Source organism: Streptomyces sp. NPDC029216 (genome assembly GCF_040648015.1).
Taxonomy (GTDB): domain Bacteria; phylum Actinomycetota; class Actinomycetes; order Streptomycetales; family Streptomycetaceae; genus Streptomyces.
Genome location: NZ_JBEZWL010000011.1, coordinates 39,980 through 63,238, shown reverse-complemented (window position 1 = coordinate 63,238; position 23,259 = coordinate 39,980). Strand labels below are relative to the sequence as shown.

The 23,259-nt window shown below is 74.1% G+C and carries 16 protein-coding genes; 4 read left to right on the top strand and 12 right to left on the bottom strand.

Annotated elements, in window-relative coordinates; translation table 11 throughout:
* Window positions 1–106: 106 nt before the first annotated feature.
* Both AB0F18_RS07055 and AB0F18_RS07050 read right to left on the bottom strand, forming a co-directional pair.
* Complete coding sequence (locus tag AB0F18_RS07055; protein ID WP_362055809.1) at window positions 107–784, bottom strand: response regulator transcription factor; 678 nt, start codon at window positions 782–784, stop codon at window positions 107–109.
* Complete coding sequence (locus AB0F18_RS07050) at window positions 781–2,484, bottom strand: histidine kinase (protein ID WP_362055882.1); 1,704 nt, start codon at window positions 2,482–2,484, stop codon at window positions 781–783. The genes AB0F18_RS07055 and AB0F18_RS07050 overlap by 4 nt, the downstream gene beginning before the upstream one ends.
* 119 nt (window positions 2,485–2,603) lie before the next feature.
* Here AB0F18_RS07050 and AB0F18_RS07045 point away from each other — a divergent pair, with 119 nt between their 5' ends.
* Window positions 2,604–4,220, top strand: coding sequence for a sensor histidine kinase (locus AB0F18_RS07045; RefSeq protein WP_362055807.1), 1,617 nt, complete (start codon window positions 2,604–2,606; stop codon window positions 4,218–4,220).
* Complete coding sequence (locus AB0F18_RS07040) at window positions 4,217–4,915, top strand: response regulator (RefSeq protein ID WP_362055805.1); 699 nt, start codon at window positions 4,217–4,219, stop codon at window positions 4,913–4,915. The genes AB0F18_RS07045 and AB0F18_RS07040 overlap by 4 nt, the downstream gene beginning before the upstream one ends.
* A gap of 18 nt (window positions 4,916–4,933) precedes the next feature.
* On the opposite strand, the gene AB0F18_RS07035 is transcribed toward AB0F18_RS07040, so the two are convergent.
* From AB0F18_RS07035 to AB0F18_RS07025, 3 genes are all read right to left on the bottom strand, one after another.
* A complete protein-coding gene (locus AB0F18_RS07035; RefSeq protein ID WP_362055803.1) occupies window positions 4,934–6,526 on the bottom strand; it encodes a cation acetate symporter in 1,593 nt (530 codons plus the stop codon).
* Window positions 6,523–7,011, bottom strand: a complete 489-nt coding sequence (locus AB0F18_RS07030) for a DUF485 domain-containing protein (protein ID WP_362055801.1) — start codon at window positions 7,009–7,011, stop codon at window positions 6,523–6,525. The genes AB0F18_RS07035 and AB0F18_RS07030 overlap by 4 nt, the downstream gene beginning before the upstream one ends.
* A 130-nt stretch (window positions 7,012–7,141) precedes the next feature.
* Window positions 7,142–9,262: a DNA topoisomerase IV subunit B gene (locus AB0F18_RS07025; protein WP_362055799.1), complete on the bottom strand. Its 2,121-nt coding sequence runs from the start codon at window positions 9,260–9,262 to the stop codon at window positions 7,142–7,144.
* 447 nt (window positions 9,263–9,709) lie between these two features.
* On the opposite strand from AB0F18_RS07025, the gene AB0F18_RS07020 reads away from it, so the two are divergent.
* Window positions 9,710–9,946, top strand: coding sequence for a hypothetical protein (locus AB0F18_RS07020; RefSeq protein WP_351880652.1), 237 nt, complete (start codon window positions 9,710–9,712; stop codon window positions 9,944–9,946).
* A 227-nt stretch (window positions 9,947–10,173) separates the two neighbouring features.
* On the opposite strand, the gene AB0F18_RS07015 is transcribed toward AB0F18_RS07020, so the two are convergent.
* The 7 genes from AB0F18_RS07015 to AB0F18_RS06985 all read right to left on the bottom strand — a co-directional run bounded on the left by AB0F18_RS07015 (window position 10,174) and on the right by AB0F18_RS06985 (window position 20,806).
* Window positions 10,174–11,028: a serine protease gene (locus AB0F18_RS07015; RefSeq protein WP_362055797.1), complete on the bottom strand. Its 855-nt coding sequence runs from the start codon at window positions 11,026–11,028 to the stop codon at window positions 10,174–10,176.
* A gap of 100 nt (window positions 11,029–11,128) precedes the next feature.
* Window positions 11,129–12,700: an RNA polymerase sigma factor gene (locus AB0F18_RS07010; protein ID WP_362055795.1), complete on the bottom strand. Its 1,572-nt coding sequence runs from the start codon at window positions 12,698–12,700 to the stop codon at window positions 11,129–11,131.
* A 314-nt stretch (window positions 12,701–13,014) separates the two neighbouring features.
* A complete protein-coding gene (locus AB0F18_RS07005) occupies window positions 13,015–13,902 on the bottom strand; it encodes a FadR/GntR family transcriptional regulator (RefSeq protein WP_362055793.1) in 888 nt (295 codons plus the stop codon).
* Window positions 13,903–14,103: 201 nt separating this feature from the next.
* Entirely contained in the window at window positions 14,104–16,056 is a 1,953-nt protein-coding gene (locus tag AB0F18_RS07000; RefSeq protein ID WP_362055791.1) for an ATP-binding cassette domain-containing protein, read from the bottom strand.
* Window positions 16,057–16,241: 185 nt separating this feature from the next.
* Window positions 16,242–16,988, bottom strand: coding sequence for an NUDIX domain-containing protein (locus tag AB0F18_RS06995; RefSeq protein WP_362055789.1), 747 nt, complete (start codon window positions 16,986–16,988; stop codon window positions 16,242–16,244).
* Between the two features lie 117 nt (window positions 16,989–17,105).
* Window positions 17,106–19,331: a glycogen debranching N-terminal domain-containing protein gene (locus tag AB0F18_RS06990; RefSeq protein ID WP_362055787.1), complete on the bottom strand. Its 2,226-nt coding sequence runs from the start codon at window positions 19,329–19,331 to the stop codon at window positions 17,106–17,108.
* Window positions 19,332–19,543: 212 nt separating this feature from the next.
* Window positions 19,544–20,806: a DUF4192 domain-containing protein gene (locus tag AB0F18_RS06985; protein WP_362055785.1), complete on the bottom strand. Its 1,263-nt coding sequence runs from the start codon at window positions 20,804–20,806 to the stop codon at window positions 19,544–19,546.
* Window positions 20,807–20,929: 123 nt separating this feature from the next.
* Between AB0F18_RS06985 and AB0F18_RS06980 the strand changes: the two genes are divergently transcribed.
* Window positions 20,930–23,089 carry a RecQ family ATP-dependent DNA helicase gene (locus tag AB0F18_RS06980; RefSeq protein ID WP_362055783.1) on the top strand — a complete coding sequence of 720 codons (2,160 nt, stop codon included), beginning with the start codon at window positions 20,930–20,932 and terminating at the stop codon, window positions 23,087–23,089.
* Window positions 23,090–23,259: the final 170 nt, after the last annotated feature.

The following is a 23,259-nucleotide window of genomic DNA, read 5'->3' as shown; positions in this document are numbered from 1 at the left end:
GGAGGCGGGAGTTGCCCTCTGCCGAAAGACCGGTGCCGGGCCCTCGCCCTCTGCCGAAGGGCAGAGGCCCGGCCGACGGGGCTCTGCCCCGGGAGGGGTACGGGGATCAGGGGGCCAGGCCGGTCCGGTGGGCCAGCAGCGCCGCCTGGACCCGGCTCGTCGAACCCGTCTTGTCGAGGATGGCCCCGACGTGGGTCTTCACGGTGCCGGTGCCGATGCCCAGCCGCTCGGCGATGTGCTGGTTCGAGAGGCCCTCGCCGAGCATCGTCAGGACCTCGCGCTCCCGGCCGGTCAGCCGGGCGATCCGGTCGTCCTCGGGCGCGCCGCCGGCGCCGCGCGGCTCCCCGGCGGTCAGCATCCGGGAGATCACCGCGCCCGTCACCCCCGGGGAGAGCACGGCGTCCCCGGCGGCGGCCGCCCGTACCGCGCTGATCAGCTCCTGCGGGCCCTCGTCCTTCAGCAGGAACCCGGCGGCGCCCTCCCGCAGCGCCCGCAGGACGTTGTCGTCGTCGCCGAAGGTCGTCAGCATCACCACGCGCGGAGCCGGGTCGAGGGCGAGCAGCGGGGCGATGGCGGCCAGTCCGTCGCGGACCGGCATCCGGATGTCCAGCAGGACGACGTCCGGGCGGTGGACGGCGGCCAGTTCGACGGCCTGTCGTCCGTCGGGGGCCTCGGCGACGACCTCGATGCCCTCGGCGTGCCGGAGGATCAGGCGCACTCCGGCACGGATCATCGCCTCGTCGTCGGCGAGCAGGACGCGGATCGGGTGGGCGGGCTCGGTCACGGGATCTCCCAGGGTGTGGCGTCCCGGACCGACGGGACGGTGAAACGGTCGATGGCGATGAGGCGTTGCGCGGCGTCGAAGCAGTAGCGGGCGATGGCCAGGGAGCCGGGGCGGGCCTCGGTGGCCCCGTTGAACGGGTAGACGCAGCCGGCCGTTCCGGGCGGGCGCGGCGGCTCGTGGCCGGTGGCCGCGGCCCGGACCGCTCCGTTGTCCAGGACGCCGGCTCCCGTCAAGTCGCTGTAGGTCATGCCGACCCGGGGCAGCGGACGCGGCCCGGCGTCCCGGTGCGGCGCGGTGCCGTAGACGAAAAGGGTTCCGAGGACGGTCAGCACGCTCAGCGCCACCATGCCGAGGGCCAGCGTCAGCACCTGCGCGGTCCCCCGCTCGGGCGCGGCGCCGCCCTGGACCCGCCCGGCGGTGCCGGAGGCCGCGTCCGGCCCCTCCCGCCTGGGCGCGGGGGAGTCCCCGGGTTCTGCCGGCAGGACCGCCTCCACCCGGAACCCGCCCGACGGCAGCTCGGCGGCGGCGAAGGTACCGCCCAGCAGCTCCACCCGCTCCCTCAGGCCGGTCAGCCCGCGGCCGGTGCCCAGGCTCTCGGCGGGACCGGGGGCGGGGGACGTGGGCGGGGCGCCGTTGCGAACGGTGACCCGTACCGTCTCCGCACCGTGCGCGACGGTCACGGCGACGTGCGCCGCGGCCGCGTACCGGTGCACGTTGGTCAGGGCCTCCCGCACCACCCGGTGCACCGCCCGCCGCACCCCCGCCGGACGGGCGTCCAGGTCCGGCCCCGTCCATTCGAGTCGCACGGCGACCCCGCCGTCCCGGGACTCCGCCACCAGCGCCTCGACGTCGGCACGGGTGCCCGTGGCGTCGGTCAGCGCCTCCGCGCCGGTGTCCCGGCCCAGCGGCCCGAGCACGCCCAGGGTCTGGCGCAGCTCGCGCATGGCGTCCCGGGTGGTCCGCCGCACCAGGACGGCTTCCTCCCGCAGCTCGGGGTCCGCCTGCGCCAGGGCCAGCTCCAGTCCGCCGGCGTGCAGGGAGATGAGGCTGAGCCGGTGCCCGACCAGGTCGTGCATCTCGGCCGCGATCCGGGAGCGCTCGTGGATGCGGGCCTCGCTGTCGGCGAACCGGCGGGCCCGCTCCGCCGCGTCCCCGCGCTCGCGCAGCGCCCTCACCAGGCGCCGCTGCTGCCCGTAGGAGGTGCCGACCAGGCCGGGGACGAGCACGGCCATCGGTACGAGGACCAGCCCGAGCGCCGGCCCGTACGGCACCGGCCCCGGGCCGAGCCAGGGCGCGGACACGCTCGCGCACACCACCAGCAGGGCGGCCGCCGCGGCCAGCAGCCGGGCCCGCCGCCGCGCCCGGACCGTCCGCCGCGCCACCGTGTAGGCGGTCGCCGCGGTGACCGGGGCGAGGCAGAACGCCGGACCGGTCAGCGCCGCGAGGACGAGGAGGACGGCCTCGGGGAAGCGTCGGCGCAGCGGGAAGAGCGCCGCGCCGACGGTCAGGGCGGCCAGCTGGACGTCCGGGCGCGGCAGATCGCCGAGGCGCGCGACCACCGCCCAGACGCACAGCCCCGCGAGCAGTACCCAGGCCGTCTCCGCGGCCGCGCGCACCGGGCCGCGGACGGGACGACGGGGACGAAACAGACCAGTGCCTACCACGCTGACCAGTATCGATACCGCGAGCGCCGACGGCATGCGCCTCACGGCCGATCCGCCCCTCTGCCGAAAGACAGAGCTCACCGTCGGTGACCGCCCGGGCAGGACTGAGCGACGGACATTCCGCTTCCGCGCCCGCGGACCTACCGTTACTGGTCATGCGGTTCCTCCCCCTGCGCACGCGGCGCCTCGGGCTCCCCCGACGGGCCGTCTCGCAGATCCTGCTCACCCAGCTGGCCATCGCCGCCGGGGTCCTCCTCCTGGCCACCGGCCTCTTCCTGGCACCCCTGAGCCACCAGCTGGACGACCAGGCGATGCGGCGCGCGCTGGCCATCGCGCAGAGCGCGGCGGCGGACCCGAACCTGGCGGCCGACCTCCTGCGGTCGGGGCCCACGGCCGACAGCCCCGTCCAGGCCGCCGCCGAACGGATCCGCAGCGCGACCGGCGCCGAGTACGTGGTCGTCCTCGACCTGAACGGGATCCGCCGCTCCCACCCCAGCCCGGACCGCATCGGCCTGCCCGTCTCCACCGACCCCAGCGACGCGCTCGCCGGACACGAGGTGATGGAGATCGACCAGGGCACCCTCGGCCGCTCCGCCCGCGGCAAGGTCCCCCTCGTCGCCGCCGACGGCGAGATCGTCGGAGCGGTCTCCGTCGGCATCGCCTACGACAGCGTCCGCGACCGGCTGGTCGGCGCCATCCCCGGCCTCCTCGCCTACGCCGGCGGCGCCCTGGCGGCCGGGGCGCTCGCCGCCTACCTCCTCTCCCGCCGGATCCAGCGGCAGACCCGGGACCTGGCCTTCTCCGACATCGCCGCCCTCCTCGCGGAGCGCGAGGCGATGCTGCACTCCATCCGCGAGGGCGTGATCGCCCTCGACCCTGACGACCGGGTACGCCTCGTCAACGACGAGGCGGCCCGGCTGCTGGGCCTCACCCAGGACCGCGCGGACACCCTCGCCGGGCGGCCGCTGGACGAGGTCCTCGGCGCGGGCCGCACCAGCGACGTCCTGGCCGGCCGCGTCACCGGCCGCGACCTGCTGACCGTCCAGGGCCCGCGCGTCCTGGTCGCCAACCGGATGCCCACCGCCGACGGCGGCGCCGTCGCCACCCTGCGCGACCGCACCGAACTGGAGCACCTGAGCCGCGAGCTCGACTCCACCAAGGGCCTGATCGACGCCCTGCGCGCCCAGGACCACGAGCACGCCAACCGCCTCCACACCCTCCTCGGCCTCCTCGAACTGGGCCTGCACGAGGAAGCCGTCGCGTTCGTGACGGAGGTCGTGGGCGTGCACCGGACCACGGCCGAGCAGGTCACCGAGAAGGTCCACGACCCCCTGCTGGCGGCGCTGCTGGTGGGCAAGGCCACCGTCGCGGCGGAGCGCGGCGTCCCGCTGCGCCTCGCCCCGGACTCCCTCCTCCCCGACCGCCTGGTGGACCCGGGCGGCCTCGTCACGATCCTCGGCAACCTCGTCGACAACGCCCTGGACGCGGCGGCGGGCTCCGCCGCGCCCCTGGTGGAGGTCGACATCCGCACGGAAGGACGCACCGCCGTCCTGCGGGTGCGCGACAGCGGCCCCGGGATCCCCGCCGGACGCCGCGAGGAGATCTTCACGGAGGGCTGGTCGACCAAGCAGCCCCGGGCCCACCGCGAGCGCGGGCTGGGCCTCGCCCTCGTACGCCGCCTCGCGGAGCGGCAGGGCGGCAGCGTCCGGGCCGGCGGAACAGAGGACGGAGGGGCGGAGTTCTCCGTCGTACTTCCGGAGGCCCTGCGGTGAACGAGTCCCCGATCCACGTATTGGTCGTCGACGACGACATGCGTGTTGCCCGTATCAACGCGGCGTACGTGGCGAAGGTTCCCGGGTTCGCGGTGTCCGGCGAAGCCCATTCGGCGGCCGAGGCCCTGGAGTTCCTCACCACCCGCCCGGTGGACCTGGTCCTCCTCGACCACTACCTCCCCGACGGGACCGGCCTCGACCTGGTGCGCCGCCTGCGCCAGCTGGGCCGGCACACCGACGTGATCATGGTCACGGCCGCCCGCGACCTGGCCACCGTCCAGGCGGCCATGCGGCTCGGCGCCCTCCAGTACCTGGTCAAGCCGTTCACCTTCGCCGGCCTGCGCGCCAAGCTGGAGGCCTACGCGGCCCTGCGCCGCTCCCTGTCCGGCGGCGGCGAGGCCGAACAGGCCGAGGTCGACCGGATCTTCGGCGCCCTCGCCGCGGCCGGCACCCCCAACGAGCTCCCCAAGGGGCACTCCCCCACCACCGCGGATCTGGTCCGCCGGGTCCTGCGCACGGCCGAGGGCCCCCTGTCCACGCAGCAGATCGCCGAGCGCGCGGGCATCAGCCGCCAGACCGCCCAGCGCTACCTGAAGCTCCTAGACCGCGCCGGCCGCGTCTCCCTGGCCCTGCGCTACGGCGAGACCGGCCGGCCGGAACACCGCTACACCTGGCTCCCGTCGGCCGGCCCCTGAACCCGCTCCCCGCAGGGCTCACACCGCGCCGGCCCCCGTCAGGGAGCGGACCTCCGTCTGCGCGTACTTGCGTTCGTCCGGCTCCTCGGCGGAGGTGACCGTGCCCAGCCAGCCCGCCAGGAAGCCGAGCGGGATCGAGACGATCCCCGGGTTCTGCAGCGGGAAGTACTGGAAGTCCAGGCCAGGGAAGAGGGAGCCGGGACTCCCCGAGACCACTGGCGACAGCACGACCAGCAGCACCGCCGGAACCAGCCCCCCGTACACCGACCACACGGCCCCCCGGGTGGTGAAACCCCGCCAGAACAGCGAGTACAGCAGCACCGGCAGGTTCGCCGACGCCGCCACGGCGAAGGCCAGCCCCACCAGGAAGGCCACGTTCATGTCCTCGGCGAGCAGCCCCAGGGCGATGGCCACCGCCCCGATCCCGACGGCGGAGACCCGGGCCACGGCCACCTCGCTGCGCTGCCGGGCCCGCCGGCGCCGCAGGGAGGCGTACAGGTCGTGCGCGACGGAGGCCGACGAGGCCAGCGTGATCCCGGCGACCACGGCGAGGATCGTCGCGAAGGCGATGGCGGCCACGAGGGCGAACAGCACCGCGCCCCCGGTGGAGTCGGCTCCCCCGCCGAGGATGCCGGCCAGCAGCGGCACGGCCGTGTTCCCGGAGGCGCTGGACGCCCGCACCGCGTCGGGGCCGACCAGCGCGGCCGCCCCGAAACCGAGCACGATCGTCATCAGGTAGAAGCCCCCGATCAGCCCGATCGCCCACACCGCCGACCGGCGGGCGGCCCGCGCGGTCGGCACGGTGTAGAAGCGCGACAGGATGTGGGGCAGCCCCGCCGTCCCCAGGACCAGGGCGAGGCCCAGGCTCATGAAGTCGACGCGCGCGGTCCAGCCCCCGCCGTACTTGAGGCCGGGGCTCAGGAACCGGGCCCCGTGCCCGCTGCGTTCGGCGGCGCCGGACAGGAGCTGGTCGAGGTTCCCGTGGAAGCGCACCAGGACCAGCACCGTGAGGGCGACCGCCCCGCCCATCAGCAGGACGGCCTTGACGATCTGGATCCAGGTGGTGGCCCGCATCCCGCCGAAGGCCACGTAGACCACCATCAGCGCGCCGACCCCGACCACCGTCAGGGTCCGGGCGCCGGGGCCCGCGTCCGCGAGGAGGAGGCCCACCAGGCTGCCCGCGCCGACCATCTGCGCGACCAGGTAGAGCACCGAGACCACCACCGAGGAGGTCCCGGCGGCGATCCGCACGGGCCGCTCGCTCATCCGGGCGACGACCACGTCGGCGAGGGTGAAGCGCCCGCAGTTGCGCACCAGTTCGGCGACCAGGAACAGCACCATCAGCCAGGCGACGAGGAAGCCGATCAGGTAGAGCAGGCCGTCGTAGCCGAAGAGGGAGATCAGCCCGGAGACCCCGAGGAAGGAGGCGGCGGACATGTAGTCGCCGGCGATGGCGAAACCGTTCTCCATCGGGGAGAACAGTCGCCCGCCCGCGTAGAACTCCTCCGCCGAGCCGTGCCTCCTGCGGCTGACCCAGGTGGTGATGCCGAGGGTGACCGCGATGAACAGGCTGAAGAGGATCAGGGCGAGGGCCTGGTGTTCGGAGGTCACTGGTCCTCCCCCCGGCTCGTGCGGGTGCGCTCCTGGCCGCGTTCGCGTTCGAAGACGGTCCAGCGCAGGTCGAGCGCGGCGCTGTCCCGGCGCAGCCGCGCGTGCCGGGCATAGGCCCAAGTCAGCAGGAAGGTGCTGAGGAACTGGCCGAGTCCCGCCAGCAGGGCCACGTTGAAGGAACCCACCACGGGCCGGGCCATCAGCCCGGGCGCGGCGGTGGCCGCGATCACGTAGGCGACGTACCAGAGGAGGAAGCCGGCGGTCGCGGGGACGACGAACCTCCGGTACCGGCCCCGCACCTCCTGGAACGCGGCGCTGCGCTGCACTTCCAGGTAGATGTCGGACGCGCCCGGGGCGCTCCGGTCCGACGTGGGCCGACGCGGCGGGAAGGGTTCCGCGCCCTCGCCCCAGCCCACGGCCAGGGCGTCGTACCAGGGGTCGTCCAGCCGGATCGTTCCGGCTTCACGACCTTCGTGCTTGTCCACCGAACTCTCCTTGTCCGCTGCCGCATTGGCCGCGTGCTCACAAGGATGTGCCGAAGGTCGCTTTCCGGACTGGTGTCCTGGCGCTCTTCACTCCATCAGGTGAGGGAGCGAAGAGCGCCGGACGGGCGGATCAGGCGTCGATGCGCGAACGGTCCAGGGTCGCGGCGGAGCTGGTGATGAACTCCTTGCGCGGGGCCACCTCGTTGCCCATGAGCAGGTCGAAGACCTGCTCCGCCGCTTCCAGGTCGCCGATGTTGATCCGCCGCAGGGTGCGGTGGCGGGGGTCCATCGTGGTCTCCGCGAGCTGGTCCGCGTCCATTTCGCCGAGGCCCTTGTAGCGCTGGATGGCGTCCTTGATCCGGATGTTCTTGCGCTGGAACTCCAGCAGCGTCTGGCGCAGCTCGTGGTCCGAGTACGTGTAGACGTACTTGTCCTGGCCCTTCTTGGGCTGGACCAGCTCGATCCGGTGCAGCGGCGGAACGGCCGCGAAGACCCGGCCCGCCTCGACCATCGGCCGCATGTACCGCTGGAAGAGCGTCAGCAGCAGGGTGCGGATGTGGGAGCCGTCGACGTCGGCGTCGGTCATCATGATGACCTTCCCGTACCTGGCGGCGTCGATGTCGAAGGTGCGGCCCGAGCCGGCTCCTATGACCTGGATGATCGCGCCGCACTCGGCGTTCTTGAGCATGTCCGAAACCGAGGACTTCTGGACGTTGAGGATCTTGCCGCGGATCGGCAGCAGCGCCTGGAACTCGGAGTTCCGGGCGAGCTTGGCCGTACCGAGGGCCGAGTCCCCCTCGACGATGAAGAGCTCGCTGCGGTCGACGTCGTCGCTGCGGCAGTCGGCCAGCTTGGCCGGCAGCGAGGAGGACTCCAGCGCGGTCTTGCGGCGCTGCGCCTCCTTGTGCTGGCGGGCCGCGATCCGGGTCCGGGCGGCCGCGACGATCTTCTCCATCACGGCGCGGGCCTGCTGCTTGTCGTCGCGCCTGGTGGAGGTCAGGAAGGCCTTGAGCTCCTTGGCGACGACGGCGGCGACGATGCGGGTGGCCGCGGAGGTGCCGAGCACCTCCTTCGTCTGGCCCTCGAACTGGGGCTCGGCGAGGCGGACGGTGACGACCGCCGTCAGGCCCTCCATGGCGTCGTCCTTGACGACGTCGTCCTCGGCGACGCGCAGGAGCTTCGCGGAGCGCAGCACCTCGTTCACCGTCTTGGTGACCGACCGCTCGAATCCGGCCACGTGGGTGCCGCCCTTGGGGGTGGCGATGATGTTCACGAAGGACTTGAGGTTGGTCTCGTACCCCGTGCCCCAGCGCAGGGCGATGTCCACGCCCAGTTCCCGGGTGACCTCGGTGGGGGTCATGTGGCCGCGGTCGTCGAGGACCGGGACGGTCTCCTTGAAGGTGCCCGAGCCGGTCAGGCGCAGCACGTCGCAGACGGCCTTGTCCTGGGCGAGGTAGTCGCAGAACTCGCTGATGCCGCCGTCGTAGCGGAACGTCTCCTCGGTCTTGCCTGCGCCGTCGATGGCCCGCTCGTCGCGGACGACGATGGTCAGGCCGGGCACGAGGAAGGCGGTCTGGCGGGCGCGCTGGTAGAGCGTCTCCAGGGAGAGGCGGGCGTCCTTGAGGAAGATCTGGCGGTCGGCCCAGTAGCGGATCCGGGTGCCGGTCTTGCCCTTGGCGATCCGCTTGATCTTGCGCAGGCCGCTGGCCGGATCGAAGGGGCTGTCGGGGCCCTGCTCGGTGAAGAGCCCGGGCACGCCGCGCCGGAAGCTGATGCCCTGCGTGGAGCTGCCGCGGTCGACCTCGACGTCGAGGCGGGCCGACAGGGCGTTGACCACGGAGGCGCCGACGCCGTGCAGGCCGCCGGAGGCCGCGTACGAGCCGCCGCCGAACTTGCCGCCGGCGTGCAGCTTGGTCATGACGACCTCGACGCCGGACAGGCCGGTCTTGGGCTCGACGTCGACCGGGATGCCCCGGCCGTTGTCCCTGACCTCGACCGAGGCGTCCTCGTGGAGGATGACCTCGATGTGGTCGCAGTAGCCGCCCAGGGCCTCGTCGACGGAATTGTCGATGATCTCCCAGAGGCAGTGCATGAGGCCTCGGCTGTCGGTCGAGCCGATATACATGCCGGGGCGCTTGCGGACGGCCTCAAGACCCTCGAGGACGAGCAGGTGCCGCGCGGTGTAGTTGGAACCGTCCCGGTCTGCTCCGGACAGCAGCGCGCTGGAAGGCACGGACGTGTCGGCGGTCACGCAGTTCGCTCCTCGCTGAATTTCTTTTCTGGCCCACTGGGGCGCAGGAGTGGCTCGGTTGCCCGTCGAAGGGTACCGAGGCCTGGTAGAGCCGATGCAACGCCACCCTCGCGCGTTCCACAGCCTAGTGCAGATCCGCACGGATGTTCGATCCCTCGTGAGGGTGAAGCAAACATCACGTTCCCTTCCAGGCATGAACCATTTAGGGTTCGGGCACGTCCTCATGAACAACCGGCACTCACGCCGGGGAGGACGAGAACTGCTACAAGCGAACGACTGACAACGCGAAACCGTAAAGCAACGCAATACGGCTCCTTCGCCGCCAACCGGCAGCAGCCGGCCAGCTTCGGAAGGAAGTTTCGAGGAAAAGCCGCGAGCGGGAACGTTTTCGGCCTGGTTGGATGTTGACCCTGGTACGACAGCTCGTCGAGCTAGAGAAGAGGCGACGTGACTACTGTTCTGACACCCGCGACCCCGCTGACGGCCGCTGACCGATGCGACCGTTGCGGCGCCCAGGCATATCTGCGCGTCGTCCTCCTGAGCGGTGGTGAACTGCTCTTCTGCGCCCACCACGGGCGTAAGTTCGAGCCGGAACTCAAGAAGATCGCCGCGGAAATACAGGATGAGACCGAGCGGCTGACGTCCGCTCCGGCCGCCCACGCAGCCGACCCCGAGGACCGCTGACACAAGGCCTGCCCTCGCATCCGACGAGCCAGGACCGGCAAGGCCGGTCGACGGGCGGCGTCTCTGAGACCCAGAGACGCCGCCCGTCCTCATGTCCGGACATCCGGACTCCGAGGCCCTGCCCCCTCCGGCGCGGGCCCCGCTCCGAGGCCCCGTCACGACCCCGCACCCCCGTGCCGGGCCGTGACGGGCTCCTGGGGCCCCTGCGGACGTCCCGCGTGATGGCCCTAGACCCCGCTCGGCCGTCGGCCCCTCTCGGAGCCGCTCACGAATGCGATCAGGGGGGCGATCCGCGTGTACACGCCCGGGCTGTCCGCGCGCCCGCAGCCGCGCCCCCAGGACACCAGTCCGATGAGCCGCCCCCGGGCCACCAGCGGGCCGCCGCTGTCCCCCTGGCAGGCGTCCTTTCCTCCGGACCGGTCGCCCGCGCACACCATGGAGTCGGCCCGGTACCGGCCGTCCGCGTTACCGGGGTAGGCCCGTAGGCAGGTCTCGTCGTCCAGCACGGTGACCTGCGCCGCCCGCAGCCCGTACGCGTAGTCGCCGAACCCGCTCGTGTCGCCCCAGCCGTACACGGCCGCCCCGGTGCCGGCGTCGTAGCCGGGGTGGCCCTCTCCGGCCATGGGGAGCACGTGGTCTGCCGGAACCGCTTCGGCCAGTTCCAGTACGGCGAGGTCGCCGGCGTTGGTCCCGGGGTCGTACGCCGGGTTCACCCGGGCCGCGCGGACCGCGATCTCCCGCCCCTCGGGGGAGCGCAGCTCCGTACGGTCGGTGATCACGCGGAAGTCGGCGACGGAGTCGACGGGCCCGCCCAGCACCTGGCGGCCCAGGCAGTGGGCCGCCGTCACCACCGTGGTCGGGGCGACGAGGACGCCCCCGCAGAACTGCCCGTCCCGGATACCCCCGAACCGGTCACGGCTGGCGAGGGCCACGACCCAGGGACTGTCGGCCACATTCACCGGCTTCCCGCCTATGACGACGCTGTCCGCCGCCACCGTGGGCGCGTGGGCCAGCGGCGCCACGGCCGCTCCCGCCACCAGGGTCAGTGCGCCCGCCAGGGCACGGGCGAAGGGACGACGCATGGGGCCTCCTGACTCCGAGTGTGCATGACTCCACCCAGAGTGGGATGCCCGGTGGCCGTGCGCACCCGCGCGGCCACCGCCGTACGCCCCTGCGGTCCGGTCAGTCCAGGTAGTCGCGCAGCACCTGGGAGCGCGACGGGTGGCGCAGCTTCGACATGGTCTTGGACTCGATCTGCCGGATGCGCTCGCGCGTGACCCCGTAGACCTTGCCGATCTCGTCGAGGGTCTTGGGCTGGCCGTCGGTCAGCCCGAAGCGCATCGAGACCACACCGGCCTCGCGCTCGCTGAGCGTGTCGAGCACCGAGTGCAGCTGCTCCTGGAGGAGCGTGAAGCTCACGGCGTCGGCCGGGACGACCGCCTCGGAGTCCTCGATCAGGTCGCCGAACTCGCTGTCGCCGTCCTCGCCGAGCGGCGTGTGCAGGGAGATGGGCTCGCGGCCGTACTTCTGGACCTCGATGACCTTCTCGGGGGTCATGTCGAGTTCCTTGGCCAGCTCCTCCGGGGTGGGCTCGCGGCCCAGGTCCTGGAGCATCTGGCGCTGCACGCGGGCCAGCTTGTTGATCACTTCGACCATGTGCACCGGGATGCGGATGGTGCGGGCCTGGTCGGCCATGGCGCGCGTGATCGCCTGGCGGATCCACCAGGTCGCGTAGGTGGAGAACTTGTAGCCCTTGGTGTAGTCGAACTTCTCGACCGCGCGGATCAGGCCCAGGTTCCCCTCCTGGATGAGGTCCAGGAAGAGCATGCCGCGGCCCGTGTAACGCTTGGCCAGGGAGACCACGAGGCGGAGGTTGGCCTCCAGCAGGTGGTTCTTGGCGCGGCGGCCGTCCTCGGCGATGATCTCCAGCTCGCGCTTGAGCTTGGGCGCCAGCTTGTCGGAGTTCGCCAGCTTGTCCTCGGCGAACAGGCCCGCCTCGATGCGCTTGGCGAGCTCGACCTCCTGCTCGGCGTTGAGGAGGGGGACCTTGCCGATCTGCTTGAGGTAGTCCTTGACGGGGTCGGCGGTGGCGCCGGCCACGACGACCTGCTGGGCCGGGGCGTCGTCCTCGTCGTCGGAGATGACGAAGCCCTTGTTCTCCCCGCTCTCGTCCTCTTCCTCGGCCTCGGCCTTCACCGCGTCGGGACCCTCTTCGACGGCCTCTTCCTCGCCCTCGGCCAGGTCCTTCTTGGCGGCCGTCTTCTTGGCCGCGGTCTTCTTCGCGGCGGCCTTCTTCGCCGGCGCGGCCTTCTTGGCCGCCGTCTTGCGGGCCGCCGTCTTCTTCGCGGCGGGCTCGGCAGCGGGCTCCGCGGCGAGCGCGTCGGCCGTGTCGGGTTCCGTCGGTCCGGCCTCCGCCGGGGTGTCGGCCGCGGCCGGAGCCGCCGCCGGTTTGGCCGCGACGGTCCTGGTCGTCGTACGCTTGGCGGGGGTCTTCGCTGCGACGCTCTTGCGTGGGGTGCGCTTGGGCGACTCTGCGGCACTGACCATCAGCGTCACACCCTCTTCCTCGAGGATCTGGTTGAGGCTGCGCAGGACATTCTTCCACTGGGTCGCAGGAATCTGGTCAGCCTCGAAGGCCCGACGCACGTCATCGCCGGCGATCTGCCCCTCGGCCTTGCCCCGCTCGATGAGCGCCATCACAGACTCGGATTCGGCGATCTCCGGCGGGAGCGTACGGGATGTGCTGGCCGACACGAACAACCTCTCGGAACGATGGGAACGGGTTCCGACCCCGGCCTGGTGCTGGACCGGAGCCGACGACCACCGACTGGGGATGGGCCGGGGGCGCGGGCAGGGGCCGGGGAGCTGCACAGCACCCCAAGGGCTGCTGTTTCCCTCCGTCGGCCATCACCGCTTAGGTCATCGCGTGACGTCGCAGAGCGTTACGCCCAATCTTCGTGGCCCAAGTCACACCGGGGTCGTGACACCCTCCGCACACCGGTGTCGCCGGGCCCGAAAACGGGCCCGGCGACCGGTGCTGCACCTCCACGCCCCCGTGCGCCGGCGGGTCAGTGCTCGCGCGGGGCGGGCACCACGCGCTCGACCTCCGGATGCACCGTCAGGAGCTGGCGCATGGCGCTCTCGGCACCCGTGCTGTCACCGGTGGCGAGGGCCTCGACCATTCGCGCGTGGTGGGCCACGCAGGTCTCGCTGGGGCGGTCGCAGGAGGTGACGGGGCTGCCGGAGACCTGGAGGGCGGCGGAGACGATCCCCGACAGGTGCTCCAGCATGCGGTTGCCGGCGACCTGGATCAGCAGGGCGTGGAACTCGTTGTCGGCGCGGGCGAAGGTGATCGCGTCGCCCTGTCCGAGGGCGTGGCCCATGATCTCGACCATGTCGGAGAGCCGCTGCTGGACGTCCGGGCGGCCGTGGCCCGCGGCCAGGCGTGCGGCCAGGGGCTCGATGGTCCAGCGGAGCTCGTTGAGCTCGCGGCGCTGGTCGTCGCGCTGGGGGCCGAAGGCGCGCCACTCGATGATGTCGGGGTCGAGGAGGTTCCAGTCGGCGACCGGCCGGACCCGGGTGCCGACGTTGGGGCGGGCGCTGACGAGGCCCTTGGCCTCCAGGACCCGCAGCGATTCGCGGACGACCGTACGGGAGACCTCGAAGCGCTGGCCGATCTCCTCGGGGACCAGCGGCCGGTCCGCGCCGAGGTCGCCGGAGACGATCATCTGGCCGAGCTGCTGGACGAGTTGGCCGTGCAGCCCGCGGCCGCGGCTGCCGGCCGCCCGGCGGCCCACACGGCTCAACTCGACGTCGGCGCCGTCCCAGTGGGGCGGTCCGACCCGCTCGGTCCCGGAGGCCTCCGCATAGGGGTAGCGGTCGAGTTCGCCCGGGCCGGCGAGGCCGGTGTCGGCATGGCGGGCGGCGGTCATCATGGTGTGCGCAAGGGTACTCACGAATCCTTTGTCGGCCGCGCCTCCACCGCCCTTGAGGTCTTTGGTGAAAAGCACACGAAAGGGTGATCGGTGCCACCTACGCAATTGACGACTTATCGTAAGGAACCGGGCGCTTTGCGGGGAGTTGCGGTCCGCTTCGCGTGAGAGGGCGCGAAGCGGACTTCTCCGGTCCCGACGGAGTCGGCTACCGCATCGGAACGATCACCAACGGACCCGACCGCGCAGTCCTGTGAACCCATAGGCGCACAACAGGACCATCAACGACAACACGAGGGCGGCGCCCACGGGTTGGGCCATCACCCGGAAGGCCCCCAGGACGTACCGGTCCGACTCCGCGGGCCACGGCGCCGAGGCCAGACCGCGCAGCCGCGAGGCGAACCCGCTCACCGGGTACGCGGATGGCCCCTCCAACGCCTTGCGCACCAGCGGTACGACCATCACCGGTACGGCGAGCACGGCGGCCAGGCCGGCCGACGCGGAGCGGAACACCGCGGAGGCGAGCACCCCGGCCCAGGCGCAGCCGACCAGCAGCCCCGCCCAGCTCGCGGCGGGTTCGGCCCATTCCTCCCAGGTGCCCAGGGGGCCGCGCCCGAAGACGAGCCGGAGGGCGGCGGCGTCGGCGGTGACGGCGAGGGCGCCGAGCAGCAGGGCGAGGGCGGCGCAGACGCCGAGCTTGGCGGTGAGGAGTCCGAGGCGGCGCGGGACGGTGCCCCGGTCGGCGGCGAGGGCGGGGTAGCGGTACTCCTCACCGAAGGCCAGGGCTCCGAGCAGTCCCGCCCCGAGTGCGGCGGGAGGCAGCGGGGCCAGCTCCGGCCAGGCGGCGAGGACCCGGTTGCGGGGGAGGTGGCCGGCCCGGGCGAGCACCAGGGCGGTGAGGGCGGAGACGGTGACGACGAGGGCGGCGGTGAGGAAGGGCGTGGCGGTGCCGAAGACGCGGCGCAGTTCGTAGCGCAGGGGGCGCAGCGGCCCGCCCACGCGGCGCACTGCCGAGACGGGGGGCTCGGGGCGGGCGTGAAGGGGGCGCGCCCCGGTGGCGGGACGGCCTTCGGACTCCGGCCCGGGCGCGGGCCACGACGCGGGCGCGCCGCCCGGCTCGGAGCGGAACCCGCCGCCGGGGGCGCCGGCGGGGGCGTGGCGCGGGTCCGGGAGGGGGTCGGCGGGGGTGTCGGGGCCGGCGGCGCCCGCTCCGGCCCGGCGCGGGGCTCCGGCCTCGACCCGCGCCTCCGCCTTGACCGCCCCGCCGGCCCCGGTGCGGGCCTGCGGTACGGGCGTGACGGGGGCTCCGGCGTCGCCGGTCTCGTCGGCGAGCTGGTGAACCAGGACGCCGTTCCGGAACGCCGCCTCGCCGACCTCGGCGCAGTTGCTGCCGTACACCGAGAGCCGGCTGCCGCTCTCCTCGACGATCTCGACGGCGCGGTGCGCGGCCCGGGCCTCCCGGCCCAGTACGTCGGCCAGCCGCGCGGCGTGCGGGGTGCGCACGGCGACGCGCGGGCGCAGCCGGGTGCGGGCGAAGTCCGCGGCCTCCTGGTCGGCGACGAGCCGGCCCGAGGCGATGGAGACGACCCGGTCCGCGCTGCGGGCGGCCTCCTTCGCGTCGGCAGTGGTGAACAGCACGGCCCCGCCGAGGGAGGCGTGACCGCGCAGCAGCCCGTGCAGCCAGGCGCGCTCGCGGGGCGGGAGGCCGGCGGCCGGCTCGTCGAGGAGCAGGGTGCACGGGTCGGCGAGCAGGGCCGCCGCCAGTCCGACGCGGCGGTCCATGCCGGCCGAGAGCGAGCCGAGCCGCTGGTCGCGCAGGCCCGCGATGCCGACGACCTCCATCATGGTGTCCGCCCGGGAGGCCGGGACGCCGACGGCGGCGCAGAGCATGCGCAGCTGGCCGCGGACCGTCCTCGACGGGTGCCCTGGGACGTCTCCGAGGAGGACGCCGACCTCACGGCCCGGATGCGGGATCCGGTGCAGCGGGCGTCCGCGGAAGTAGGTGACGCCGCGGCCCGGTTCGAGTTCGAGCATGAGCCGCAGGGCGGTGGTCTTGCCCGAACCCGGCTCTCCGAGCAGGGCGGTCACGCACCCGGGGCGGGCCTCGAAGGTGAGGTCGTCCACGAGGGGCGGCAGATCTCGACGGGGTGTGCTGGTGAGTCCGATGGCCTGGAGCATCGCTTCTCTCGCGGGGGGTGAGACCGCTCTGCGGCAGGGTGAGTACCGCATGCAAGATAACGCGATATGTCCGATTTTCTTCGCAACCGGTCCGGGTCGTGGCCGGTATTGCCGCCGTCCGGGTCCACCGGTACGGGGCCGACGTGGGCCGGCCCGGCACGGGCCGGGCCCGTGCCGTCGGCGGGTCAGACCTCCGGGCGCAGCATCGGCGGGTTGAGGAGGGTCGCCCCGCCGGCCCTGAACAGCTGGGCGGGCCGGCCGCCCTGACGGGTGGTCGTCCCCCCGGCGGGCACCAGGAAGCCGGGGGTGCCGGTGACCTTGCGGTGGAAGTTGCGCGGGTCGAGCGCCACGCCCCACACGGCCTCGTACACCCGGCGCAGCTCGCCGACGGTGAACTCGGGCGGGCAGAAGGCCGTGGCCAGCGAGGAGTACTCGATCTTCGAGCGGGCCCGCTCCACGCCGTCGGCGAGGATCCGCGCGTGGTCGAAGGCGAGCCCCGCGGCGGTCTGGTCGGGGCCCTCCAGGAGCTCGTCGACGGGGGCCCAGCGGGCGCTGTTCGCGTCGCCGCCCGCGCGGGGCGCGGGGAGGTCGGGCGCGAGGACCAAGTGCGCCACGCTGACCACCCGCATCCGGGGGTCGCGCCGGGGGTCGCCGTAGGTGGCGAGCTGTTCGAGGTGCGCCCCGTTGTCCACGCCGGGTGCGGCCGGGTCGTGCGCGCACAGCCCGGTCTCCTCGGCGAGTTCCCTGGCCGCGGCCGCCGCGAGGTCCTCGTCCCCGCGCACGAAGCCGCCGGGCAGCGCCCAGCGTCCCTGGAACGGCTGCTCTCCCCGTCGTACGACCAGCGCGCAGAGCGCGTCGCGCCGCACGGTGAGCACGACCAGGTCGACGGTGACGGCAAAGGGCGGGAAGGCCGACGGGTCGTAGGGCGACATGCCGCGATCATAGTCGTCTGCCTGACGATAAACAGCGCTTTCGTGATCCCGAGGACGGTGATCTGGAACCCAGTCCGCACCGTGGCGATCAGGCGGCCCCGCCGCCGGGGACGTACCTCACCCTCCCAGTTGGAGCCCATCGGCTGCCTCCTCCACCATGCCCACGCCGAGGCGGCTGATCCTGACGGTGAACGGCTCCCCCGCCACCCGCAGCCCCGCGAGGCGCAGGGCGCCGAGGGGCGCGCCCGCCCGGGGGGCCACGGCGACCGTCCCGGCCGGGGCGTCCGGGCGGATGCCCGCGAGGGCGGTGAGGGCGTGGATCCCCGCGGCGGCGGCCACCGCGGCGGGCCGGCAGGCCGCCGGGTGCGGGAGCGGGGCACTGCCGGCGGTGCGCTGCTCGGCGGCGTACATCTCCGGCAGCCGGTATCCGAAGACCTCCGCCGCGTCCAGCAGGCCCCGCAGCAGCCCGGCGGCCTCCTTCTCGTAGCCGGCCTGGGCCAGTCCGGCCACCGCGACGGCGCTCTCGTGGGCCCGGACCGCGCCCGAGCGGTGGCCGAAGGGGTTGTGTCCCGGCTCCCGTGACGCCATGCTCCTAAGCCCCCATCCGGAATCCATCGCCGGTGCCCCGAGCAGCCGGGCGAGATGTTCGGTGCGGACCCGGTCCAGCAGACCGGGCGCGAGCCGGCCGCCGCCCAGCAGGCCGGTGTCCAGCAGGTGCGCGGCCGCCCCCGTCAGCCGGGCCAGCGGCCGGCCGTCCGGATGCAGGGCGGCGGCGGGGCGGCCGCCGTCCGGGCCGTCGATCCAGAATCGGTCCAGGAACCTCTCCCGCAGGGCGGCCGCCCACTCCCGCCACTCCCCCGCTCCGGCCCGCCCGCACCCGTCGAGCAGGTCGGCTCCGAGCAGCGCGGCCCGGTGGGCGTGGGCCTGGGTCTCACAGCGCCGCGGCCCCGGGTCGGGGTCGGCCAGGAAACCGTCCTTGCCGAGCGCCCCGCGCAGCCACTCCAGGCAGCGCTCGGCGGCGGGGAGCAGCCGGGCCACCTCCTCCTCGGGCAGCCCCCACCGGCGGGCCTCGGCGAGCACCGCCGGGAAGCCGAGGGTGGCCTCGGTTCCGGTGCATCCCGGCGGCAGCTGCGGTCCGGACGCGCGCAACGGTCCCGGGATCTTGCCGGAGCCGGGGCCCCGTCCCGCGGTCTGACTCCGGGCCAGCGTCCGCAGCGTGGCGGCGGCGAGCCCGGTGCCGAGCGGCAGTGCCATCCGCGCGGCCCACAGCGACTCGGCCGGGGCCAGCCCGAGCCGCCAGGGCACCCCCGCCGCCGCGAAGGCGTCGCCCGGCTCCGCGGGGTCCCGCAGGAGCAGTGCGCGCAGGTCGTCGACGCTGGTCCGCAGCCATGCCTCGGCCCTCGGGTCGTCCCCCTCGGCGCGGGCCCCGGCCAGTGGGTTGGCGACCTGTCCCGCGGGGGCCCGGGCGGTGCGGTCCCGGGCGGTCCGCAGCTCGATGCTGCGTGACTCCCCCGGCCCCAGTTCGAGCTGCCAGCGTAGGAGTCCGGCGGTGGCGAGGGCATCGTCGGGGGCGGGCTCGGCGGTGGTGACGGCCAGAGCCTCCTCCGTGCTCCAGCGCAGCCCCGCCGCGTGCACCCCGGCGGCGAGCTCGGGCCCGGCGCGACCGGCGGCCACCGCGGCCAGGTCGGCCAGGTCGGTGCCGAGCGAGACCTCCACGGGGAGGCGAAGGGGCCGGGCGGCGAAGCTGCGGACGGTGATGCGCTCGGTGCCGTCGGCGTGCCGGACCCGTTCGACGCCGATGTCGGGGTCGGGGCCGGGTTCGACCCCGGTACGGACGGTGGCGGTGAAGGCGGCCCGGTCCGCCCCGAGGCTGCGCGCTTGGACGGCGACCGGCTCCCGCCCGGCGACGCGCAGCACGCAGCGGGACAGCAGCCGGCGCCCGGACCGGTAGATCCCCTCGATGCCCCGCCCGGTCAGCTGGCCGTGCTCGGGCGAGATGACCAGGCAGGGGGCGGCGACGCAGATGACGGCACCGTGCACCGGAGGCAGCTCGACCCGCTGCCCGCCTCCCGCCCCGGGCGGCGGGTTCCCGGATCCGCCCGGTCGTTCGCCCGCACCCTGCGGCGGCCGCCCGGCACCCCCAGGCGCAGGGGCGCCCCCGGGCCCGTGCCGGTCTCTCGCCGGCCCCTCCGGGGAGGGACCCGCCGGATACCCGGGCGGGCGGGCGCCCGGTACGGACGTGGAGCCGGGGGTGGGGGCGGCCCCCGGTGGTGGCCCCGGCGGGCGGGGGGCGTCAGCGGGTGTGGTTCCGGGCTGGCCGGTTTCGGGTGCGGGGGGAGCCATGTGTCGCCTTGTCTGCGCTCCGGCCGGTTCGGCTGGGCGGCGGCGCGACCGGACCCCCACCGCCCACCGGCTGAACGCCCCCGCCCCCGCCCGGGTCACGGGCCCCGGTGGCGGTGGTCCGCAGCGTGTGGGGCGCGGGCGGCGCGGGGACGCTCCCGTCGCGCTCCACAGCCGCCGCGCGGAGCGGCCGGGGGCCGGGGCCTGACGGGCGCTCACTGTCCGCTCCCCTCGGTGCGGCGGGAGGTGCGGCGGCGCTGCCCGGTCCGGCGGCCGGGCGGCCGGGTGGTGGCGGCGGTGCGCTTGCGGCGGGGTTCGCGGCGCCTACGCTCCTCGCGCAGGCACTGCCGCAGCCCCTCCGGGTCGATGCCCTCGTTGCAGGCGTGGTGCAGGAGCTGCGCGAACCGGTATTCGGCGTCCGCCTGCAGGGCCAGCCCGAGGGCGATCCGGGCGGTCGGCTCGTCCCCGCTGGACCACGACACCCAGCCGGCCAGGGTGAGCGGGGCCGCCGCGTGCTCCCCGTAGGCCCCGACGCAGCGCCGGGCCAGGGCCCGCCACAGCCGCAGGGCCGGGGCGGCCTCGTCGCCCTCCATCCACTCGGCGGCGATGTCGCGGATCTCCCGGTCCTGGAGGCCGAGGATCACGGCCGCGGCCTCGTCGTGGCCGAGGAGCGCGTCGTCCCAGTCGTCCGCGCGGGGCCCGCCCTCGGCGGGCGGTGCCAGGGTCAGGCGCCGCATGAGGGTGCGGGCGAGGCTGATGGTCTGCGCGCCGACCTCCTCGCGGGTCTCCCCGTCGAGGATCCTCGGCACGAGGGACGCGGCGGCCCGTTCCAGGGCCTCCTCCTGCTCGGCGGCCCAGGCGCCGCCCATCGGTGTCAACCGCTTCTCGATCTCCTTCAGGGAGCCGCGGACCTGGAGCCCGGCGAAGGTGGCGGCCGCGGCCATCACCGAGGTGCCGGGCGGGGCCAGCGGGATGCCCTCGGCCGGGCAGCAGCCGGTCTCGGGGCAGGTGTAGGACCAGTAGCGGCCGCCGGAGAGGCACAGGGCCTCCAGGACCGGCACGTCCAGCGCGCCGCAAGCCAGCCGCAGCCGCTGGGCGAGCGGCCGCAGCCGGGTCATGACCCGCTGTCCGCTCTCCCCTCCGGCCGGGTCCTGGCAGAGGTAGACCACCACGCCGTCGGGCTTGTTCCCGCGCCGTTCGCTGCCCTTGATCAGGCATTCGGCGACCTGGCGGGCGGTGTCCTCCCATTCGGCGGGGGCGGTGGGGATCCCGACGCGGAGCCGGCCGCCGAAGCGGCCGCCCTCGCCGTGCACGGCGACCATGACGAGGGAGTCGTTCGGGTGGAAGCCGAGCATGTAGGGCAGCGCGTCGGCGAGTTCGGCCGGGCTGCGCAGGGTGATCTGGGGTTCGGTGGGGGCTCCGGCGGGGCTGATGGACGGCCGGCCGGACGGGCTGCGCGATTCGTGGTTCGTCGTCATGCCTCGAAGGTCCCGTGCGTGATCCGATCCGGAAACCCCTGTGGATAACCCGTCCAGCCTTCAACATCCACAGCCCGCGATCTCCATTGGCGCGATGTCAGAGGGATCGGGTTGCATGGGGGCATGAACGCAGACCTGAGGTCCTCCGCCGATTCCGTACTCGCCCGCCTCGTGGGCGACCCCACGGGCACCGCACGGCTGCGCGAGGACCAGTGGCGGGCGATCGAGGCCCTCGTCGCGCACAAGCGGCGGGCCCTGGTCGTCCAGCGCACCGGCTGGGGCAAGTCCGCGGTCTACTTCGTCGCCACGTCCCTGCTGCGGGCGAGCGGGGCCGGACCGACCGTGATCGTCTCCCCGCTGCTCGCGCTGATGCGCAATCAGGTCGAGGCCGCCGCCCGCGCCGGGATCCACGCCCGCACCATCAACTCCGCCAACCCCGAGGAGTGGGAGGGCATCCAGGCCGAGGTCGCCGCGGGCGAGGTCGACGTCCTGCTGGTGAGCCCCGAGCGCCTCAACAACCCGGAGTTCCGCGACCAGGTACTGCCCAAGCTGTCGGCCGCCACCGGTCTGCTCGTGGTCGACGAGGCCCACTGCATCTCCGACTGGGGGCACGACTTCCGCCCCGACTACCGCCGGCTGCGCACGATGCTCGCCGACCTCCCCCCGGGCGTCCCGGTCCTGGCGACGACCGCCACCGCCAACGCCCGGGTCACGGCCGACGTCGCCGAACAGCTCGGCACCGGCGCCGGCACGGACGCCCTGGTGCTGCGCGGCCCCCTCGACCGCGAGAGCCTGAGCCTGGCCGTACTGACCCTGCCCGACGCCGCGCACCGCCTGGCCTGGCTCGCCGACCACCTCGGCGATCTGCCCGGCTCCGGGATCATCTACACGCTGACGGTGGCCGCCGCCGAGGAGGTCACCGCCTACCTGCGCCACCGCGGGCACACCGTCTCCTCGTACACGGGCAAGACCGAGAACGCCGACCGCGAACAGGCGGAGAACGACCTCCAGGCGAACCGGGTCAAGGCCCTCGTGGCCACCTCCGCCCTCGGCATGGGCTTCGACAAGCCCGACCTGGGCTTCGTCGTACACCTGGGCTCGCCCTCGTCCCCCATCGCCTACTACCAGCAGGTCGGCCGCGCCGGCCGCGGCGTGGAGCACGCCGAGGTGCTGCTGCTCCCCGGCCGCGAGGACGAGGCGATCTGGCAGTACTTCGCCTCGGTGGCCTTCCCGCCCGAGGAGCAGGTGCGCCGCACCCTGGACGTCCTGGCGCAGGCCGGCCGACCCCTGTCGCTCCCTGCCCTGGAGCCGCTGGTGGACCTGCGTCGCACCCGGCTGGAGACGATGCTCAAGGTCCTCGACGTGGACGGCGCGGTCCACCGCGTCAAGGGCGGCTGGACCGCCACCGGAGAGCCCTGGGTGTACGACGCCGAGCGGTACGCGTGGGTCGCCCGGCAGCGGGCCGCCGAGCAGCAGGCGATGCGCGACTACGCGGCGTCCACCGGCTGCCGGATGGAGTTCCTGCGCCGCCAGCTCGACGACGAGGAGGCCGCGCCCTGCGGCCGCTGCGACAACTGCGCGGGCGCCCGCTTCACCGCGGCGGTCTCCTCGGCGTCGCTGGACACCGCCCGGGGGGAACTGGGCCGTCCCGGGGTGGAATTGGAACCGCGCAAGATGTGGCCGACCGGGCTCGCCGCGGTGGGCGTCGATCTCAAGGGCCGGATCCCGGCGGGCGAACAGGCGGCGCCCGGCCGGGCCCTGGGCCGGCTGTCCGACATCGGCTGGGGCAACCGGCTGCGCCCGATGCTCGCCCCCCAGGCGCCCGACCAGCCGGTTCCGGACGATGTGGCACAGGCCGTGGTGGCCGTCCTGGCCGACTGGGCCCGGGGGCCGGGCGGCTGGGCCTCCGGCGCCGAGGACGCCCCGCCGCGGCCCGTGGGCGTGGTCGCGCTGCCCTCGCGCAGCCGTCCCCTGCTGGTCGGCTCGCTGGCCGCGCGGATCGCGGAGGTCGGTCGGATTCCGCTGCTCGGAGCGCTGGAGTACACGGACCGGGCACCGGAGTTCGGGCTGCCGTCCTCGAACAGTGCCCAGCGGGTCCGGGCGCTCCACCAGGCCTTGACCGTGCCGCCAGCCCTTGCGGCCAGCCTGTCCGAGGTCCCCGGTCCGGTCTTCCTCGTCGACGACCGCTCAGAATCCGGCTGGACCCTCGCAGTAGCCGCCCGGCTGCTGCGGCGAGCGGGCGTGAGGGGGGTGTTTCCGCTGGTGCTCGCGCTTCAGCCGTAGCGGAATGCGTCATCTCCGGCGTGGCGGGGCAAGGATATGAACGGCATACCGGCGAATTCCGGTCCGCGTCCTCAAATGCTCATTGCCCCACCGTCGCGGGCCACGCGAGAATCGGAGTGCTCCCGCTCGGCTCGTCGGCACTCTCCTGGGCCGCGCTGCGGCGCGCCCAC